Source organism: Klebsiella sp. P1CD1, assembly GCF_003790505.1.
GTDB classification, from domain to species: domain Bacteria; phylum Pseudomonadota; class Gammaproteobacteria; order Enterobacterales; family Enterobacteriaceae; genus Klebsiella; species Klebsiella variicola.
In genome coordinates, this window is record NZ_CP033631.1 from 3811888 (window position 1) to 3829901 (window position 18014).

The 18014-nt window shown below is 56.8% G+C and carries 14 protein-coding genes; 9 read left to right on the plus strand and 5 right to left on the minus strand.

Translation table 11 applies throughout. The annotated features are described in order from the left end of the window. Nucleotides 1-118: 118 nt before the first annotated feature. A complete protein-coding gene (gene pyrD / locus DTA24_RS19065; protein WP_002898303.1) occupies nt 119-1129 on the minus strand; it encodes a quinone-dependent dihydroorotate dehydrogenase in 1011 nt (336 codons plus the stop codon). A 248-nt stretch (nt 1130-1377) separates the two neighbouring features. Between pyrD and ssuE the strand changes: the two genes are divergently transcribed. From ssuE to ssuB, 5 genes are read left to right on the plus strand one after another with little or no spacing between them, the layout of a single operon-like run. Continuing rightward, the gene (ssuE, locus tag DTA24_RS19070) at nt 1378-1953 is read left to right on the plus strand and encodes an NADPH-dependent FMN reductase (RefSeq protein WP_008805880.1); all 576 of its coding nucleotides are present in this window, start codon (nt 1378-1380) and stop codon (nt 1951-1953) included. After that, nucleotides 1946-2908, plus strand: a complete 963-nt coding sequence (locus tag DTA24_RS19075; RefSeq protein ID WP_023297328.1) for a sulfonate ABC transporter substrate-binding protein — start codon at nt 1946-1948, stop codon at nt 2906-2908. The genes ssuE and DTA24_RS19075 overlap by 8 nt, the downstream gene beginning before the upstream one ends. Further along, nucleotides 2905-4050, plus strand: coding sequence for an FMNH2-dependent alkanesulfonate monooxygenase (gene ssuD / locus DTA24_RS19080; protein ID WP_008805878.1), 1146 nt, complete (start codon nt 2905-2907; stop codon nt 4048-4050). The genes DTA24_RS19075 and ssuD overlap by 4 nt, the downstream gene beginning before the upstream one ends. 10 nt (nt 4051-4060) lie before the next feature. Beyond that, a complete protein-coding gene (ssuC, locus tag DTA24_RS19085) occupies nt 4061-4852 on the plus strand; it encodes an aliphatic sulfonate ABC transporter permease SsuC (RefSeq protein ID WP_008805877.1) in 792 nt (263 codons plus the stop codon). After that, a complete protein-coding gene (gene ssuB, locus DTA24_RS19090) occupies nt 4849-5622 on the plus strand; it encodes an aliphatic sulfonates ABC transporter ATP-binding protein (RefSeq protein WP_012542307.1) in 774 nt (257 codons plus the stop codon). Before ssuC ends, ssuB begins: the two co-directional genes overlap by 4 nt. A 97-nt stretch (nt 5623-5719) precedes the next feature. Here ssuB and pepN read toward each other — a convergent pair whose 3' ends face one another. Next, a complete protein-coding gene (gene pepN, locus DTA24_RS19095; protein ID WP_123837024.1) occupies nt 5720-8335 on the minus strand; it encodes an aminopeptidase N in 2616 nt (871 codons plus the stop codon). Between the two features lie 326 nt (nt 8336-8661). On the opposite strand from pepN, the gene pncB reads away from it, so the two are divergent. The 4 genes from pncB (at nt 8662) to DTA24_RS19115 (ending at nt 14479) form a co-directional block, all read left to right on the plus strand. Then, nucleotides 8662-9864 (plus strand): nicotinate phosphoribosyltransferase, encoded by a 1203-nt coding sequence (gene pncB / locus DTA24_RS19100; protein ID WP_032691145.1) that lies wholly within the window; start codon nt 8662-8664, stop codon nt 9862-9864. A 165-nt stretch (nt 9865-10029) separates the two neighbouring features. Next, on the plus strand, nt 10030-11430 hold the full coding sequence (gene asnS, locus DTA24_RS19105) for an asparagine--tRNA ligase (protein ID WP_046621985.1): 1401 nt from the start codon (nt 10030-10032) through the stop codon (nt 11428-11430). A 591-nt stretch (nt 11431-12021) separates the two neighbouring features. Beyond that, nucleotides 12022-13101 (plus strand): porin OmpK35, encoded by a 1080-nt coding sequence (gene ompK35 / locus DTA24_RS19110; RefSeq protein ID WP_008805872.1) that lies wholly within the window; start codon nt 12022-12024, stop codon nt 13099-13101. Nucleotides 13102-13288: 187 nt separating this feature from the next. Further along, on the plus strand, nt 13289-14479 hold the full coding sequence (locus DTA24_RS19115) for an amino acid aminotransferase (RefSeq protein ID WP_117112339.1): 1191 nt from the start codon (nt 13289-13291) through the stop codon (nt 14477-14479). Between the two features lie 76 nt (nt 14480-14555). Here DTA24_RS19115 and DTA24_RS19120 read toward each other — a convergent pair whose 3' ends face one another. The 3 genes from DTA24_RS19120 to ldtD form a co-directional block, all read right to left on the minus strand. Next, nucleotides 14556-15203, minus strand: a complete 648-nt coding sequence (locus DTA24_RS19120; protein ID WP_008805870.1) for an MBL fold metallo-hydrolase — start codon at nt 15201-15203, stop codon at nt 14556-14558. A 13-nt stretch (nt 15204-15216) separates the two neighbouring features. Then, a complete protein-coding gene (locus DTA24_RS19125) occupies nt 15217-15768 on the minus strand; it encodes a YcbK family protein (protein ID WP_004201403.1) in 552 nt (183 codons plus the stop codon). Between the two features lie 303 nt (nt 15769-16071). Next, on the minus strand, nt 16072-17862 hold the full coding sequence (ldtD, locus tag DTA24_RS19130) for a L,D-transpeptidase (protein ID WP_012542312.1): 1791 nt from the start codon (nt 17860-17862) through the stop codon (nt 16072-16074). Between the last annotated feature and the right edge of the window lie 152 nt (nt 17863-18014).

An 18014-nucleotide genomic window follows, 5' to 3' on the forward strand; every position in this document is an offset into this window, starting at 1 on the left:
GCAGAATATTTTCTAAAATTAAGAAAAGTCTAAAATGTTTAAATAAGCAACAGTGAGGGAATATAAAACAACCAGGGCCGGAAATAAAGCCCTGGGTGGGTTTCAGCGGAGGAAAAGATTAGATGTGGGTAACAATTTCTTTAATCAGCGGCGGACCTTTAAAAATAAATCCGGAATAGATCTGCACCAACGATGCTCCGGCGGCTATCTTTTCTCGCGCAGCAATCACCGAATCAATACCGCCCACGCCGATGATAGGCAAACGACCATTCAGCTCAGCGGAGAGCATACGGATAATTTCAGTGCTCTTTAATTGTAATGGACGACCGCTAAGCCCACCGGTCTCATCGCAATGTTTCATTCCCTGAACCAGAGAACGATCGAGGGTGGTATTGGTTGCAATTACCCCATCAATATTATGACGCACGAGGCTATCGGCAACCTGGATCAATTCCTCTGGTAAAAGATCCGGCGCGATCTTCACGGCGACCGGAACATATTTCTGATGCTTTTGCTGCAGCTCAAGCTGCTTATTTTTAATACCGGAGAGTAAATCATCGAGCGCTTCACCGTATTGCAGCGTACGCAGCCCCGGGGTATTCGGTGAGGAGATATTAATGGCGATATACCCGGCGTAAGGATAGACTTTTTCCATACAAATCAGGTAATCATCTTTACCGTGCTCCACCGGCGTATCTTTATTTTTGCCGATATTGATGCCCAGCACGCCGTCAAAATGCGCCTTTTTCACGTTCTCAACCAGGTTATCAACGCCATGGTTATTAAAGCCCATGCGGTTGATCAACCCCTCGGCATCCACCAGACGGAAGATCCTCGGTTTATCGTTGCCCGGCTGCGGACGCGGGGTGACGGTGCCGATCTCAATCGAACCAAAACCCATCGCGCCCAGCGCGTCAATGCATTCCCCATTTTTATCCAGCCCGGCCGCCAGACCCAGCGGATTTTTAAAGGTCAGCCCCATGCAGGTAACGGGCCTGGCCGGTACCTTCTGGCGAACCAGCATTTCCAGCGGCGTCCCGGTGACACGGCGTAATTGTTGAAAGGTAACTTCATGAGCGCGCTCAGGATCGAGCTGAAAAAGGGCTTTACGAACGAAGGGGTAGTACATGAACTCTCCTGGATTCCCGGTGTGCAAACCGGGGGCGTATTATGTGCGATCCGCAGCTGAAAGGGAATTGACCTGCGACAAAAAATCACCCATCAGCGCAAACGATTACCTCTCCCCGCGCCGTTATGCGCTTTTCGGCTATCTAACGGTGGATAAATCATTTAGGGAAATAATGGTGCTCTGTCACACTCACTGCAAATGTTATCAATTATAGATAAATGCAAACATTTAGTTATAAGGAGAGAGAGATGCGCGTCATTACGCTTGCGGGCAGCCCGCGTTACCCTTCCCGTTCCAGCGCCCTGCTGGAATATGCCAGAGAGACGCTCACCGCCGCCGATATCGAAGTCTGCCACTGGCATCTGCAGAACTTTGCCCCGGAAGACCTCCTGTACGCTCGCTTTGACAACCCGGCGCTACAAACGCTCAATGAGCAACTGGCCGGGGCCGACGGTCTGATTATCGCCACGCCGGTGTATAAAGCCTCGTTTTCCGGCGCCCTGAAAACCCTGCTCGATCTGCTTCCTGAGCGCGCGCTGGAGGGCAAAATCGTGCTACCGCTGGCCACTGGCGGCACCATCGCCCACATGCTGGCGGTGGACTACGCTCTGAAACCCGTCCTGAATGCCCTGAAGGCCCAGGAGATCCTCCATGGCGTCTTCGCCGATGACAGCCAGGTCACGGATTACCAGCATAAGCCGCAGTTCACCCCTAACCTGCAGCGGCGCCTGGATGAGTCCCTGGAGACCTTCTGGCAGGCGCTGCATCGTCCCAGCAGCCGCGCCCCGTCGTTAACGTCTCTGCGTGGGGTGGAACATGTTTAATCCTCTCCGCGCGCTGACCCTCGGCGGACTGCTGTTGTTCTCCGCGCTGGGCCACGCCGCCCCGGCGGCGCCCGATGCCCTGCGCATTGGTTATCAGAAAGGCAGCGTCAGCATGGTGCTGGCGAAGAGCCATCAGCTGCTGGAGCAGCGCTATCCGGGCACCCATATCTCGTGGATTGAATTCCCGGCCGGTCCGCAGATGCTGGAGGCGCTGAACGTCGGCAGCATTGACATCGGCAGTACTGGCGACATTCCGCCTATCTTTGCTCAGGCGGCGGGCGCCGATCTGGTCTATATCGGTTCGGAGCCGCCCAAGCCGAAAGCGGAAGTCATCCTGGTGGCGCAAGGCAGTCCTATTCACAACGTTGCCGAATTAAAAGGGAAAAAGGTCGCTTTCCAGAAAGGTTCCAGCTCCCACAATCTGCTGCTGCGCGCCCTGCAGCTGGCGGGCCTGAAATTTAGCGATATTCAGCCGGTTTACCTTGCCCCCGCCGATGCGCGCGCCGCCTTCCAGCAGGGTAATGTCGACGCCTGGGCCATCTGGGATCCGTACTACTCCGCCGCGCTGCTGCAGGGCGGCGCCCGGGTACTCACTGACGGAACCGATCTGAAACAGACGGGATCGTTCTATCTTGCTTCCCGCCCCTACGCTGAACGCAATGGCGCTTTCATTGAAGGCGTACTCGATACCTTTACTCAGGCCGATGCCCTGACCCATAGCCAGCGCGCGCAAAGCATTACGCTGCTGGCGAAAACGATGGGATTACCGGAAGCGGTGATCGCCAGCTATCTGGACCATCGTCCCCCCACCTCAGTAACCCCGGTGAGTGCCGAAACCGCCGCTCGCCAGCAGCAGACGGCCGACCTGTTCTATGAGAACAAGCTGGTGCCGAAAAAAGTTGATATCCGGGCCCGTATCTGGCAGCCCGTTGCCGCACAAGGAGCGAAATCATGAGTCTGAATATGTTCTGGTTTTTACCGACCCATGGTGATGGTCGTTATCTGGGCACCGAAGAGGGCGCCCGTCCGGTCGATTACGGCTATCTGCAGCAAATCGCGCAGACGGCGGATCGGCTGGGGTTCACCGGCGTGCTGATCCCGACCGGACGCTCATGTGAAGATGCCTGGCTGGTTGCGGCCTCGATGATCCCGGTGACGCAGCGGCTGAAATTTCTTGTCGCCCTCAGGCCTAGCGTGGTGTCGCCGACGGTAGCCGCCCGCCAGGCGGCGACACTGGACCGACTGTCAAACGGCCGGGCGCTGTTCAATCTGGTCACCGGCAGCGATCCCGCCGAGCTGGCCGGCGACGGCGTCTTCCTCGACCACACCGAGCGCTATGAGGCCTCAGCTGAATTTACCCACATCTGGCGCAAGCTGATGGAGGGAGAAACCGTCACCTTTAACGGCAAGCATCAGCGCGTTCGCGACGCTAAGCTGCTGTTCCCGCCGCTCCAGCAGCCCCGTCCACCGCTCTATTTCGGCGGATCGTCTGACGTCGCGCAGGATCTGGCCGCCGAGCAGGTCGATCTCTATCTCACCTGGGGTGAACCGCCGAAGCAGGTGGCAGAGAAGATTGCTCAGGTCCGGGAGAAAGCGGCCCGGCATGGGCGCCGGGTGCGTTTTGGCATCCGTCTGCACGTGATCGTGCGGGAAACCAACGAGGAAGCCTGGCAGGCGGCGGACAGCCTTATCTCCCACCTTGATGATGAAACGATCGCCCGCGCCCAGGCGGCCTTCGCCAGAACCGACTCCGTCGGTCAAAAGCGAATGGCGGCGCTGCACAACGGTCGACGCGATCAGCTCGAGATCAGCCCCAACCTGTGGGCCGGCGTCGGCTTAGCGCGCGGCGGCGCCGGTACTGCGCTGGTGGGCGATGCCGCCACCGTTGCCGAACGAATCAATGAATACGCTGCGCTGGGTATTGATAGCTTTATCTTCTCCGGCTATCCGCATCTGGAAGAGGCGTATCGGGTCGGCGAGCTGTTGTTCCCCCTGCTCGACGTCGCCGTGCCGTCTATCCCGCAGCCGCAAAACCTGCGCCTGCAGGGGGAAGCGGTCGCCAACGAGTTTATCCCGCGTAAAGTGGCGCAAAGCTGAGGAGACACTGATGGCAAAATCAACCCATCCCCTGTTGTTACGCCTCGCCCCCTGGCTGCTGCCGGTGGGGACGGTCATTGTCTGGCAGCTGGCCTCGTCCGTCGGCTGGCTCTCGACGCGGGTGCTTCCCTCGCCGGAGGGGGTATTGAAAGCGTTCTGGACGCTCTCGGCCAGCGGTGAGCTGTGGCAGCATCTGGCCATCAGCTCGTGGCGGGCGCTGGTCGGCTTCGCCATCGGCGGCTCCATCGGGCTGGTGCTCGGCCTGATCAGCGGCCTGTCACGCTGGGGCGAGCGTCTGCTGGACACCTCGATCCAGATGCTGCGCAATGTCCCGCATCTGGCGCTGATCCCGCTGGTAATTCTGTGGTTCGGCATCGACGAGACCGCCAAGATCTTCCTTGTGTCGCTGGGCACCCTGTTCCCGATCTATATCAACACCTGGCATGGGATCCGTAATATCGACCGTGGGCTGGTAGAGATGGCGCGCAGCTATGGTTTATCCGGCTTCGCGCTGTTCCGTCACGTGATTTTACCCGGCGCCCTGCCCTCAATTATGGTCGGCGTGCGTTTCGCTCTTGGCCTGATGTGGCTGACGCTTATTGTCGCTGAAACCATCTCGGCGAATGCCGGTATCGGTTATCTGGCGATGAATGCGCGTGAATTTCTACAAACCGACGTGGTGGTGGTCGCCATCATTCTTTACGCCATCCTTGGCAAACTGGCCGATGTCTGCGCCCAGCTGCTGGAACGGCTCTGGCTGCGCTGGAACCCGGCGTATCATCTTCAGGAGGCTAACGCATGAACACTGCCCGTCTGACCCCAGGTATCCCGCTGCTGCTGAACGGGGTGACGAAACGCTATGGCGATAACACTATTCTTAACGAGCTGGATCTGCATATTCCCAGCGGCCAGTTTGTGGCGGTGGTGGGCCGCAGCGGCGGCGGCAAGAGTACCCTGCTGCGCCTGCTGGCGGGTCTGGAAAAACCGAACGCTGGCGAGCTGCTGGCGGGCGCGACACCCCTGGCGGCGATCCAGGACGACACCCGGATGATGTTTCAGGATGCGCGCCTGCTGCCGTGGAAAACGGTGATTGATAACGTCGGGCTGGGGTTAAAAGGCGCCTGGCGCGACGCCGCCCTACAGGCATTGGCCAGCGTCGGACTCGAGAGCCGTGCGCAGGAGTGGCCGGCGGCGCTGTCAGGTGGGCAAAAGCAGCGCGTTGCGCTGGCCCGCGCGCTGATCCATCGCCCGCGCCTGCTGCTGCTGGACGAGCCGCTGGGAGCGCTGGACGCCCTCACCCGTCTGGAGATGCAGGAGCTGATCGTCTCTCTGTGGCAGGAGCATGGTTTTACGGTCCTGCTGGTGACGCACGACGTCAGTGAAGCGGTGGCCATGGCCGACCGGGTGCTGTTAATTGAAGAGAAGAAAATTGGCCTCGATTTGAACGTGGATATTCCGCGACCGCGGCGCACCGGGTCGGCGAAGCTGGCCGAGCTGGAGGCAGAGGTGCTGGATCGGGTGATGAAACGCGGCGACAGCGAGCGTGCGCCGCGTTTGTTTAGTCATGGCTAACTAACGTCCCCGGCCCGCGCTTCGCTCGGCCGGGCTACCAAATCGCACAGCGCTGTAGCCCCGGTAAGCGAGAGCGCAACCGGGGATTTTGCCACCGTTACGCCAGCGCCTTACTGATTTTCTCGAACAGATCGCCGGAGAGATTCTCCAGCCCCTTCAACTGCTCCAGCGCAGCGCGCATCAGCGCCTGTCGCTTCTCATCATAACGCTTCAGACGAATCAACGGCTCAATCAGTCGCGACGCCACCTGCGGGTTGCGCTGGTTAAGTTCGGTCAGCATCTCCACCAGGAACTGGTAGCCGCTGCCGTCTTCAGCATGGAACGCCGCCGGGTTGCTGCTGGCGAAAGCACCGATTAACGACCGCACACGGTTCGGGTTGCTCATGCTGAATGAACGGTGATTCAGCAGACCACGCACTGTTTCCACCACATTGGCCGCCGGGCTGGTGGACTGCAGGATAAACCACTTATCCATCACCAGACCGTCCTGATGCCATTTATCGTCATACTCCTGCATCAGCGCATCGCGGCTCGGCAGCTCGGCGGCAACCGCTGCCGACAGCGCAGCCAGCGCGTCGGTCATGTTATCCGCCTGGTGATACTGCGCCGACACCAGTTTATCGCCCAGCGTTGGCTCCGCAAACGCCAGATAGCGCAGGCAGGTATTGCGCAGGGCACGCTTACCAATATCGGCGTGCTCCACCCGGTAGCTGTCGAGTTTATTGGCGTGATAAACCGCGAGGAATTCGTCCGCCAGTTCGTTCGCCAGAGTGCGGGTGAGCGCTTCGCGCACGGTGGCGATGGCGATCGGATCGATAATGGCGAACATCTCGGCGATTTCGTTGGCCGACGGCAGGGTTAAGATCTCGGCGGCCAGCGCCGGGTCAATCTTCTCGTCCAGCAGGATGGCGCGGAAGGCGTCCGCCACGTGTACCGGCAGCGACAGCGGCTGTCCCTGCTGATGACGGTTGACGTTCAGCTTGATATAGGTCGCCAGCAGGCTCTGCGCCGCATCCCAGCGCGAGAAATCATTCCGCGCATGGCGCATCAGGAAGGTGAGCTGCTGATCGCTCCACTTATATTCCAGTTTCACTGGTGCTGAAAATTCGCACAGCAGCGCCGGCACCGGCTGGAAATAGACGTTATCGAAGACGAAAGTCTGCTCGGCCTGAGTTACATTGAGCACCGGGTGCAGCGGATGGCCGCCCTTCTGCAGGGGGATCACCTTGCCTTCGTTATCGTACAGCTCAATGGCAAACGGGATATGCAACGGCTGCTTCTCGGCCTGCTCGGCGGTCGGCGGCGTACGCTGGCTGATGGTCAGCGTGTACTGCTCGGTTTCCGGGTTGTAGTCGTCATGCACGGTGACGATTGGCGTACCGGACTGGCTGTACCAGCGGCGGAAGTGTGACAGATCGACGTTAGAGGCATCCTCCATCGCCTGGACGAAATCATCGCAGGTCGCGGCGCTGCCGTCATGGCGTTCAAAGTACAGCTGCATCCCTTTCTGGAAGTTTTCTTCACCCAGCAGGGTGTGCAGCATACGGATCACTTCGGCACCCTTTTCATAAACCGTCAGGGTGTAGAAGTTATTCATTTCGATAACCATATCCGGGCGGATCGGGTGCGCCATCGGGCTGGCGTCTTCAGCAAACTGCAACCCGCGCATGGTGCGCACATTGTTGATGCGGTTAACCGCCCGTGAGCCGAGGTCGGAGCTGAATTCCTGATCGCGGAACACGGTCAGACCTTCTTTCAGGCTGAGCTGGAACCAGTCGCGGCAGGTGACGCGGTTGCCGGTCCAGTTATGGAAATACTCATGACCAATCACCCGCTCGATATCAAGATAGTCTTTATCGGTGGCGGTATCGGTACGGGCCAGGACATATTTGGAGTTAAAGACGTTGAGTCCTTTGTTCTCCATCGCGCCCATATTAAAGAAGTCGACGGCGACAATCATATAGATGTCGAGGTCGTACTCGAGGCCAAAGCGCTCCTCATCCCATTTCATGGAATTTTTCAGCGAGGTCATTGCCCACGGCGCGCGGTCGAGATTGCCGCGATCGACGTACAGCTCCAGCGCCACTTCACGACCGGAGCGGGTGGTAAAGGTGTCACGCAGGACGTCAAAATCACCGGCCACCAGCGCAAACAGGTAGCACGGTTTCGGGAACGGATCCTGCCACTGTACCCAGTGACGGCCATTCTCCAGCTCTCCCTGCGCCTTGCGGTTGCCGTTGGAGAGCAGGAACGGGTATTTCGCTTTGTCGGCGATGATTTTGGTGGTAAACCGCGCCAGCACGTCCGGGCGGTCCAGGTACCAGGTAATATGGCGGAAACCTTCCGCTTCGCACTGAGTACACAGCGCTTCGCCTGACTGATACAGGCCTTCCAGCGCGGTGTTCGCCGCCGGGCTGATCTCATTGACGATGGTCAGGGTGAAATGCTCCGGCAGGCCGCCGATCACCAGCTGATTGTTTTCTTCTTTATAGTTACTCCACGGCTGGCCGTTCACTTGCAGCGCGATCAGGGTCAGATCTTCGCCGTCGAGGCGCAATGGCACATCAGACGCAGCCGCGTGGCGGGAGACCTTGCTCTCGGCCGTAACGACGGTTTTTGCGGCATCCAGGTCAAAGGTCAAATCGATATCGCTAATCAGATACTCCGGCGCACGATAGTCGTGGCGGTATTTGGCTTGGGGCTGTTGTGTCATAAAAAACCTTTCGCATCTTGGGTAAAGTGTCGTCCCAGTCTATTCCCGTTGTGTCAATCGCGCTATGCAGAATCTTCATCTTTTCAATGTGAAACACGAAAACCGCTACATTTTGTTAACACGCGCGGCACGAAATGCCCTCGACCCGACGCAAAGCTTGTGGTGTGATCCATGTTCAATATATTAAACTAGGCCTCGCAAATGACCGTCAGCGTCGCCATCGCTCGCCATCGCGGGACAGAGCCGGGTAATAAAGGTATACTCCGCCTCCTTTTTTCGCGTTGGTTTGGATGGAACGCTCCAGTGAGAGGATGCTACTGCGCACCATGACACAATTCACTTCTCCTGTACTGCACTCGCTGCTTGATACGGATGCCTACAAGCTGCACATGCAGCAGGCTGTCTTCCACCGCTACGGCGATGTGCATGTGGCGGCGGAGTTTCGCTGCCGCGGAGACGACCTGCTCGGCATTTATGCCGACGCGATCCGCGAGCAGGTGGAGTCCATGCGCGACCTGAGACTGCGGGATGATGAATATCACTGGTTGTCCACCCTTCCCTTTTTCCGCCAGGATTATCTCGACTGGCTGCGCGATTTTCGCTATGACCCGCGCCAGGTCACGGTCAGCAATGACAATGGTAAGCTGAACATTCGCCTTACCGGCCCATGGCGGGAAGCCATCATGTGGGAAGTCCCGCTGCTGGCGGTGATAAGCGAGTTGGTCCATCGCTATCGTTCACCAGAGATGGGCGTCGATCAGGCGCTGAACACGCTGGAACATAAGCTAGGCGACTTCGCCAGCATGACCGCTGGCCTCGATATGCGCGCCTTCCGCCTGATGGACTTCGGCACCCGCCGTCGTTTTTCACGCGAAGTGCAAGAGGCCATTGTGCAACGTCTGCAGCAGGAGCCGTGGTTTGTCGGCACCAGCAATTACGATCTGGCTCGTCGTTTACATTTAACCCCGATGGGCACCCAGGCGCACGAATGGTTCCAGGCCCACCAGCAGATCAGCCCGAACCTCGCCAGCAGCCAGCGGGCGGCCCTTGCTGCCTGGCTGGAAGAGTATCCCGACCAGCTGGGCATCGCGCTGACCGACTGCATCACCATGGATGCGTTCCTGCGCGATTTTGGTCCGGAATTCGCTACCCGCTATCAGGGTTTGCGCCATGACTCCGGCGACCCGGTGGAATGGGGTGAAAAAGCCATCGCCCATTATCAGAAGCTGGGCATCGATCCGCTGAGCAAAGTGCTGGTCTTCTCCGATAATCTCGATCTCGCCAAAGCGGTCGATTTGTATCGCCACTTCGCCTCGCGGGTGAAATTGAGCTTTGGTATCGGCACCCGTTTAACCTGCGATCTGCCGCAGGTTAAACCGCTCAATATCGTGATTAAGCTGGTGGAATGTAACGGCAAACCGGTGGCGAAACTCTCCGACAGCCCGGGAAAAACCATCTGCCACGATAAGGCCTTCGTCCGCGCCCTGCGCGAGGCGTTCGACCTGCCGCCGATTAAAAAGGCGAGCTAATTCCCCTAAGGAGCCTTTCAGGCTCCTTTTTCTTTATTATTTATTGCCGAATTATCCGCTTATGATGCGAAATCTACTTGTCTGATGGAAGATGACAGGTAACATAGATATCCCCCCGCTGTAGGGGGAAGAGACTTTTTTATTGGACTACATAGAGAGATTATTATGAGCGTTGTGCCTGTAGCCGACGTACTCCAGGGCCGCGTTGCCGTTGACAGCGAAGTCACGGTCCGCGGATGGGTGCGTACCCGCCGAGATTCTAAAGCTGGCTTTTCATTCCTCGCCGTCTATGACGGTTCCTGCTTTGATCCTGTACAGGCCGTTATTAATAATTCTCTGCCCAATTACAATCAGGAAGTGCTGCGTCTGACCACCGGTTGCTCGGTGATTGTCACCGGTAAAGTCGTGGCTTCCCAGGGCCAGGGTCAAAGCTTTGAGATCCAGGCGAGCAGCGTGGAAGTCACCGGCTGGGTGGAAGACCCGGACACCTACCCGATGGCGGCCAAGCGCCACAGCATCGAGTATCTGCGTGAAGTAGCGCACCTGCGTCCGCGCACCAACCTGATTGGCGCGGTAGCTCGCGTGCGTCATACCCTGGCGCAGGCGCTGCACCGATTCTTCGACGAACAGGGCTTCTTCTGGGTTTCCACCCCGCTGATCACCGCTTCCGATACCGAAGGCGCCGGCGAAATGTTCCGCGTGTCGACGCTGGATCTGGAAAACCTGCCGCGTAACGATCAGGGCAAAGTCGACTTCGATAAAGACTTCTTTGGTAAAGAGTCGTTCCTGACCGTATCCGGCCAGCTGAACGGCGAGACCTATGCCTGCGCACTGTCGAAAATCTACACCTTCGGCCCAACCTTCCGCGCCGAAAACTCCAACACCAGCCGCCACCTGGCGGAGTTCTGGATGCTGGAGCCGGAAGTCGCCTTCGCGAGCCTGAACGATGTTGCTGGTCTGGCGGAAGCGATGCTCAAGTACGTCTTTAAGGCGGTACTGGAAGAGCGTGCGGATGACATGCAGTTCTTCGCCGAGCGCGTAGACAAAGACGCTATCGACCGTCTGCAGCGTTTCGTCTCCGCTGATTTTGCTCAGGTGGATTACACCGATGCCGTCACTATCCTGGAAAACTGCGGTAAGCAGTTTGAGAACCCGGTTTACTGGGGCGTGGATCTCTCCTCCGAGCACGAGCGTTATCTGGCTGAAGAGCACTTCAAAGCGCCGGTCGTGGTGAAAAACTATCCGAAAGACATTAAGGCCTTCTACATGCGCCTTAACGAAGACGGTAAAACCGTCGCGGCAATGGACGTGCTGGCGCCGGGCATCGGCGAGATCATCGGTGGTTCCCAGCGTGAGGAGCGTCTCGACGTGCTGGACGCGCGTATGGCAGAGATGGGGCTCAACAAAGAAGACTACTGGTGGTATCGCGACCTGCGCCGCTACGGCACCGTACCGCACTCCGGCTTCGGTCTGGGCTTCGAACGTCTGATCGCTTACGTCACCGGCGTGCAGAACGTCCGCGATGTCATTCCGTTCCCGCGTACCCCGCGCAACGCGACATTCTAAATTTTTCTGACATAAACCTGAAAGGCCAGCGCAAGCTGGCCTTTTTTTATGTCAATTACTGTTAGCAAAATTCAACAAACTTAAACATCAAGGCCTGGAAATCACATTTATGTTACGCACTGTTTCGGTGCACACCGGTGATGCAGATCGCACTTTATGTTCATATCAGAGCAAAACCCCTGATAAAATTGCTCATTTTTTAACCATTCGCCGCACTTCTTGCCAAGACAGAGGCTGAATAAAAAGAAGACGAATTCAACACATAAAATGAACGAATTGCCGCTTATCCAAATTAATCATAAATAATTCATATAGATAGATAAGCAATGGCGTTTTACCTCATCAGGTGGAACGGAATTTTGATTAAGTTCACAAAGTTCCTCAAAATACACATTTAGTTACATGATTTTTCGTTTTGTTACTCATATGAGATATTCGTAGCATTTTCCGGCTAGCGAAACGTTGTCGCGGATGGAAAGATGCCTTCAGACACCAAACTCTCATCAATGGTTCTGTAAGTTTTTATTGACAGAACTTATTGACGGCAGTGGCACGTGTTCATATAAAAAATATTAATGAGGGTAATAAATAATGATGAAGCGCAATATTCTGGCAGTGGTGATCCCTGCCCTGCTGGTAGCCGGTGCAGCCAACGCTGCAGAAATCTATAACAAAAACGGCAACAAACTGGACTTCTATGGGAAAATGGTCGGCGAGCACGTCTGGACCACCAATGGCGACACCAGCAGCGACGATACCACCTATGCCCGTATCGGCCTGAAAGGCGAAACTCAGATCAACGATCAGCTGACCGGTTACGGCCAGTGGGAATACAACATGGATGCGTCCAACGTTGAAGGTTCCCAACCGACGAAAACCCGTCTGGCGTTCGCGGGTCTGAAAGCGGGTGAATACGGTTCATTCGACTACGGCCGTAACTACGGCGCGATCTACGATGTCGAAGCAGCAACCGATATGCTGGTTGAATGGGGCGGCGACGGCTGGAACTACACCGACAACTACATGACCGGCCGTACCAACGGCGTGGCAACCTACCGTAACTCTGACTTCTTTGGTCTGGTTGACGGTCTGAGCTTCGCGCTGCAGTACCAGGGTAAAAACGACCACGACCGTGCGGTTCGCAAGCAGAATGGCGACGGCTTCAGCACCGCAGCCACCTACGCGTTCGACAACGGTATCGCACTGTCTGCAGGCTACTCCGGCTCCAACCGTAGCGTCGATCAGAAAGCTGACGGCAATGGCGACAAAGCCGAAGCCTGGGCAACCTCTGCAAAATATGACGCCAACAACGTCTATGCAGCGGTCATGTACTCTCAGACCTACAACATGACTCCGGAAGAAGATAACCACTTCGCGGGCAAAACCCAGAACTTTGAAGCTGTCGTACAGTATCAGTTCGACTTCGGCCTGCGTCCGTCCATCGGTTACGTGCAGACCAAAGGTAAAGACCTGCAGTCACGTGCTGGCTTCTCCGGCGGCGATGCGGATCTGGTTAAATACATCGAAGTGGGTACCTGGTACTACTTCAACAAGAACATGAACGTCTACGCTGCGTATAAATTCAACCAGCTGGACGACAACGATTACACCAAAGCGGCTGGCGTAGCCACCGACGACCAGGCGGCCGTGGGTATCGTTTACCAGTTCTAATCTGCAGTACACCCCTTCGTGATATGCCTTCAAAGCAGGACTTCGGTCCTGCTTTTCTGTATTCGTGAGGCAAAGATCGTATCTTTCGAAAACCTTCTCGCTTTTTGTCGCAAACGGTTGGCAATTCGTTATTCTCCCGTTAACCTGATAGCGGATTTCCCTTCAGTAATCACAATGGAACCTCGTCATGTTTGAGAACATTACCGCCGCCCCAGCCGACCCGATTTTAGGTCTGGCCGATCTGTTTCGTGCCGATGACCGCCCTGAAAAAATTAACCTCGGAATTGGTGTTTACAAGGATGAAACCGGTAAAACACCCGTTCTGACCAGCGTCAAGAAAGCAGAGCAGTACCTGCTGGAAAATGAAACGACTAAAAACTATCTGGGCATCGATGGTATTCCTGAATTTGGTCGCTGCACCCAGGAGCTGCTGTTCGGTAAAGGCAATGCGATTATCGCTGATAAACGCGCCCGTACTGCGCAGACCCCAGGCGGTACTGGCGCTCTGCGTGTCGCGGCTGACTTCCTCGCCAAAAACACCGACGTGAAACGCGTGTGGGTGAGCAACCCAAGCTGGCCGAACCACAAGAGCGTGTTTACCTCTGCCGGGCTGGAAGTGCGCGAATATACCTACTACGACGCCGCTAACCATGCGCTGGACTTTGAGGGTCTGCTGGCCAGCCTGAATGAAGCGCAGGCAGGCGACGTGGTGCTGTTCCACGGCTGCTGCCACAACCCGACCGGAATCGATCCGACGCTCGACCAGTGGCAGCAGCTGGCGCAGCTGTCAGTGGAAAAAGGCTGGCTCCCGCTGTTTGATTTCGCCTACCAGGGCTTCGCCCGCGGTCTGGAAGAAGATGCTGAAGGGCTGCGCGCCTTTGCTGCGCTGCACAAAGAGCTGCTGGTCGCCAGCTCCTACTCGAAAAACTTTGGCCTGTACAACGAGCGCGTCGGCGCCTGCACGCTGGTCGCCGCCGATCAGGAGACCGTGGACCGCGCGTTCAGTCAGATGAAATCGGTGATCCGCGCCAACTACTCCAACCCGCCTGCGCATGGCGCCTCCGTGGTCGCCACCATTCTGAGCAACGATGCGCTGCGTGCGATCTGGGAGCAGGAGCTGACCGATATGCGCCAGCGCATCCAGCGTATGCGCCTGCTGTTCGTCAACACCCTGCAGGAGAAAGGCGCGAGCCGCGACTTCAGCTTTATCAGCCAGCAGAACGGCATGTTCTCATTCAGCGGCCTGACTAAAGAGCAGGTGCTGCGCCTGCGTGAAGAGTTCGCCATCTATGCGGTTGCTTCCGGACGTATCAACGTGGCCGGGATGACGCCTGACAATATGGCGCCGCTGTGCGAAGCCATCGTCGCAGTACTGTAAGCGACAGCGTGCTCTAAGCGAGATAAAAGAAAAAGGCCGCGAATGCGGCCTTTTTTATGTGTTCGCGTCATGTCTGTTACCAGACCGGCATCTCATCCTGCAGGAACGGGTTGTTACGACGTTCCTCACCCAGCGTCGACAGCGGACCATGGCCGGGAATAAAGGTCACGTCATCGCCCAGCGGCAACAGCTTATCCTTAATGGCCGCAATCAACTGTCCATGGTCGCCGCGTGGAAAATCGCTGCGCCCCACCCCGCCTTTAAAAATCACGTCTCCGGAAATGAGCAATCGGGAAGCGTCATCAAAGAAGACCACGTGACCCGGCGTATGGCCCGGACAGTGCAGTACCTGCAGCGCCACATTCCCTACATTGACCACATCGCCTTCATTGAGCCAGCGATCCGGACGCAGCGGCTGGCAATCCTCCAGGCCGAACATCCGGCTTTGCGCCGGCAATCCTTCCAGCCAGAACTCATCTTCTTTTTCCGGACCAATAACCGGTACGCCATAATGCTGCGCCAGTTCCGCAGCGGCGCCGACGTGATCGAGATGGCCATGCGTCAGCAGGATCTGCATCAGCGTGACGCCCGCCTCCGCCACCACCGCTTTGATACGTTCAGCATCGCCGCCAGGATCGACCAGCGCCGCCAGGCGGGTTTGTTCGCACCAGATGAGAGAACAGTTCTGCGCGAACGCGGTAACCGGAATAATACGATAGTTCATGACGCTCCTTTCGTTACCAGTGCCTTACGGGACCGGTATCAATATGCACAAAGTTACTACGTGGGTAATATCCTACACCACCTGCGCGCATAGATAACGCCGCTTTGCGAATATTGCTTAACGAAATACCTTCAATATGGAAATCCATTGCCTGCCCCTTGGTGTGATAGCTGTGTTTTGCCACACCACGGCTTCGTGCGCGAAGCTCATCATTGGTATCGAGGGAACGATAACCAGAAATAAGCTGGACAGGTTTGTTGGTGCCAAGCAATCCCTGCAACCGATAAAGATGATCGAACAGATTTGGATCGATGGACTTAATTTTATTCGCGCGGTAATCACGGAAAAAATGATTAAGTCTTGCTAATTCATCCTGAATATAGCCTCTGCCATCGAAAAACTCCGCCTTGAGCGATTCACCGGTATGCAGGTTATTCAGCGTCAAAATACGCGGACGGGGGGTCGAGAGGGTGGCAAATGCCGGCGCAGGGAGAATGGCGGCAGCACCCAGCGCAGCACCACCCAACGCCAGCAATCTGCGGCGATTAGCGTCAAATTTGTCCATGATAATCAGGTCTACAGTCAATGAATCGTTATATACTTTTTCCGCATCGCGCGAGGCTAACCGCCAGCTCGCCATCGCTCGCCACAGCCGTGATGCTGTCCGGCAAAGGAGAGCGTTCGCGCTGACCGCGCTACGCATTGAGCGGAATGATATGTATATGCACTTCTGGCGCACGAAAGGCACCTTACCGGGCATTATTGCCAACGTCAAGGCAGCCTCACCCCAGGAAAATCGGGCGCTGCAGAGGAGCAGCGCCCTTTTTTACCCAGTGCTAGGACAACAAAATCCATTGAACTACTTCATTTACCTGATTAATTGTTCAGCTTTCGTCAGAATTTGTGCACTGGATCGCGCGGTGAGATCGTAATTGTAAATATCTGTTCGATATTGTGTACGTCCATCAGCGTCCACAAAAGCCGTTAAGTAATATAAATTCACCGGTATATTTTGCCGAATATTGACATAGCGCGTGTCCCCTTGCTTCAGGGCATCGGAAATACGCGTGTCGTTCCAGCCCGCGTCCTGCAGCAACATATTGGCCAGCTCCGAGGCCTTATTGACGCGTACGCAGCCGGAGCTGAGCGCGCGAACATCTTTCTGGAACAGATTATGGTTCGGCGTATCGTGCAGATAAATAGCATCTGAACTCGGCATATTAAACTTGTAGCGGCCCAGTGAGTTACGCGCTCCAGGCGCCTGCTGAAAACGGAACGGTAAATTATTCTCGGTGATGGTCGACCAGTCGACCCGATAAGGATCGATGGTCTCTTTACTGTTCCAGCCGCGCATCACGGTGTAGCCATGCTGCTCCAGATAGCCCGGATTGTTACGCACCTTCGGCAGGATATCTTTGCGCGCCAGCGTCGGCGGCACGTTCCACGGTGGATTGACCACCACGTTGTTCAGCGCGCTGCTCATCATTGGCGTTTTGCGGTCCGGACGCCCGACGATCACCCGCGAGGCCAGCACCTGGCTGCCATCCTGGTAATAGACTAGCGAGAAAGCGGGAATATTCACCATAATGCCGGTCGACAGTTTGCCCGGCAGCAGGCGTAAACGCTGAATATTCAAGGCCAGCACCCCCGCACGCTGCGCGGAAGAGACGTTGAGCCAGTCGCGGGTGGACTGGCCAATGACGCCATCCGCACCCAGCCCCTGCATGGCCTGAAAGCGCTTAACCCCCTCCACCAGCTGGCGATCGTACACGCCGCGCGCCGCGGGTTTGCTCTTTTTCTTCGCCGACGGGCTCACCACATCGCCGGGCAGAACGATATTGGCGGTATTGTCCAGCATCCCGGTACGCTGGAGGATCTCGCGCAGGGCACCGATATCATTGCTCCATTCGCCGGGGCGCAGCGAGCCGCTACCGGTCATCTGCGGCCACGGGCGAGAATCAGCCACCAGCGCCAACAACGACTGGTGCATGGCCTCATACTGCGGATGATGCGGCGCCAGGCCAGCGATAAACGCCGGCAGGGAGCCATTGTCCAGCGCCAGCTGCCACTGGTTAATCACCGATAGCGGCGGGGTCGCCATCTTGTACGGCGTCGAGCTATATAGCCAGCGGGTCCCCTGGGTGGGGATGCCGCTGATAAAGTGCAGATAGCCCATCATGGCATCCGACAACACCACATCGCGCGCCATGCCGCTGACGGCGGGATCGGTCAGCAGGCTGACCCAAGTGGTAAACTGCGGCTGAAAACCGGCGATGGCGATCTCCGCCAGCTGCTGCTGGAACGCCTGCACCGCCTCGCGGTTCTCCCACATCGGTTTCATATCCCTGGCGGCGTACAGCGACACCAGCGGATTGATAAAGACAGGTTTGTACCCTGCCGGCAACAGCGCCTCGATCTGGGCGCGACTGTTTGCGGCCGCCTCCATCGACAGCGGCTGCTCACCGGCCAGCTTCGCGACCGCCGGCGATTGCCCATCGCTTTGCGTCAGCGCGACGGAAAGCTCTCCAGGCGTAGCGGAGCTATCACCAGGTACGACTTCAGGCTCTGCGGCCTGGACATTGAACAGCGGAGCAAATGCCAGTGCCAGGCTCAGGCTGAGCGCTGACAATGGACGACCATACCGTTTCTTTAGCAACATCCCTTGCCCCCTGTTGTCACACATTGCCGCCCACAAATTAGTGGGCTTTATCACAGTATATAAAGACGAAAAGGCTTTTGCCTTACCTAATGTAAAGAAGCTTAAAGATTATACCACCCAGGCATACCAGGCTGGATAGCAAAAAGGGCAAC

Excerpts from the sequence above, each read along its gene's own strand:
- pepN (WP_123837024.1), bottom strand. The coding sequence starts at position 8,335 with ATGACACAACAGCCCCAAGCCAAATACCGCCACGACTATCGTGCGCCG.
- pncB (WP_032691145.1), top strand. The coding sequence starts at position 8,662 with ATGACACAATTCACTTCTCCTGTACTGCACTCGCTGCTTGATACGGAT.
- DTA24_RS19125 (WP_004201403.1), bottom strand. The coding sequence starts at position 15,768 with ATGGACAAATTTGACGCTAATCGCCGCAGATTGCTGGCGTTGGGTGGT.
- ssuB (WP_012542307.1), top strand. The coding sequence starts at position 4,849 with ATGAACACTGCCCGTCTGACCCCAGGTATCCCGCTGCTGCTGAACGGG.
- ssuE (WP_008805880.1), top strand. The coding sequence starts at position 1,378 with ATGCGCGTCATTACGCTTGCGGGCAGCCCGCGTTACCCTTCCCGTTCC.
- ssuD (WP_008805878.1), top strand. The coding sequence starts at position 2,905 with ATGAGTCTGAATATGTTCTGGTTTTTACCGACCCATGGTGATGGTCGT.
- DTA24_RS19115 (WP_117112339.1), top strand. The coding sequence starts at position 13,289 with ATGTTTGAGAACATTACCGCCGCCCCAGCCGACCCGATTTTAGGTCTG.
- ompK35 (WP_008805872.1), top strand. The coding sequence starts at position 12,022 with ATGATGAAGCGCAATATTCTGGCAGTGGTGATCCCTGCCCTGCTGGTA.
- ssuC (WP_008805877.1), top strand. The coding sequence starts at position 4,061 with ATGGCAAAATCAACCCATCCCCTGTTGTTACGCCTCGCCCCCTGGCTG.
- DTA24_RS19120 (WP_008805870.1), bottom strand. The coding sequence starts at position 15,203 with ATGAACTATCGTATTATTCCGGTTACCGCGTTCGCGCAGAACTGTTCT.
- pyrD (WP_002898303.1), bottom strand. The coding sequence starts at position 1,129 with ATGTACTACCCCTTCGTTCGTAAAGCCCTTTTTCAGCTCGATCCTGAG.
- asnS (WP_046621985.1), top strand. The coding sequence starts at position 10,030 with ATGAGCGTTGTGCCTGTAGCCGACGTACTCCAGGGCCGCGTTGCCGTT.
- ldtD (WP_012542312.1), bottom strand. The coding sequence starts at position 17,862 with ATGTTGCTAAAGAAACGGTATGGTCGTCCATTGTCAGCGCTCAGCCTG.
- DTA24_RS19075 (WP_023297328.1), top strand. The coding sequence starts at position 1,946 with ATGTTTAATCCTCTCCGCGCGCTGACCCTCGGCGGACTGCTGTTGTTC.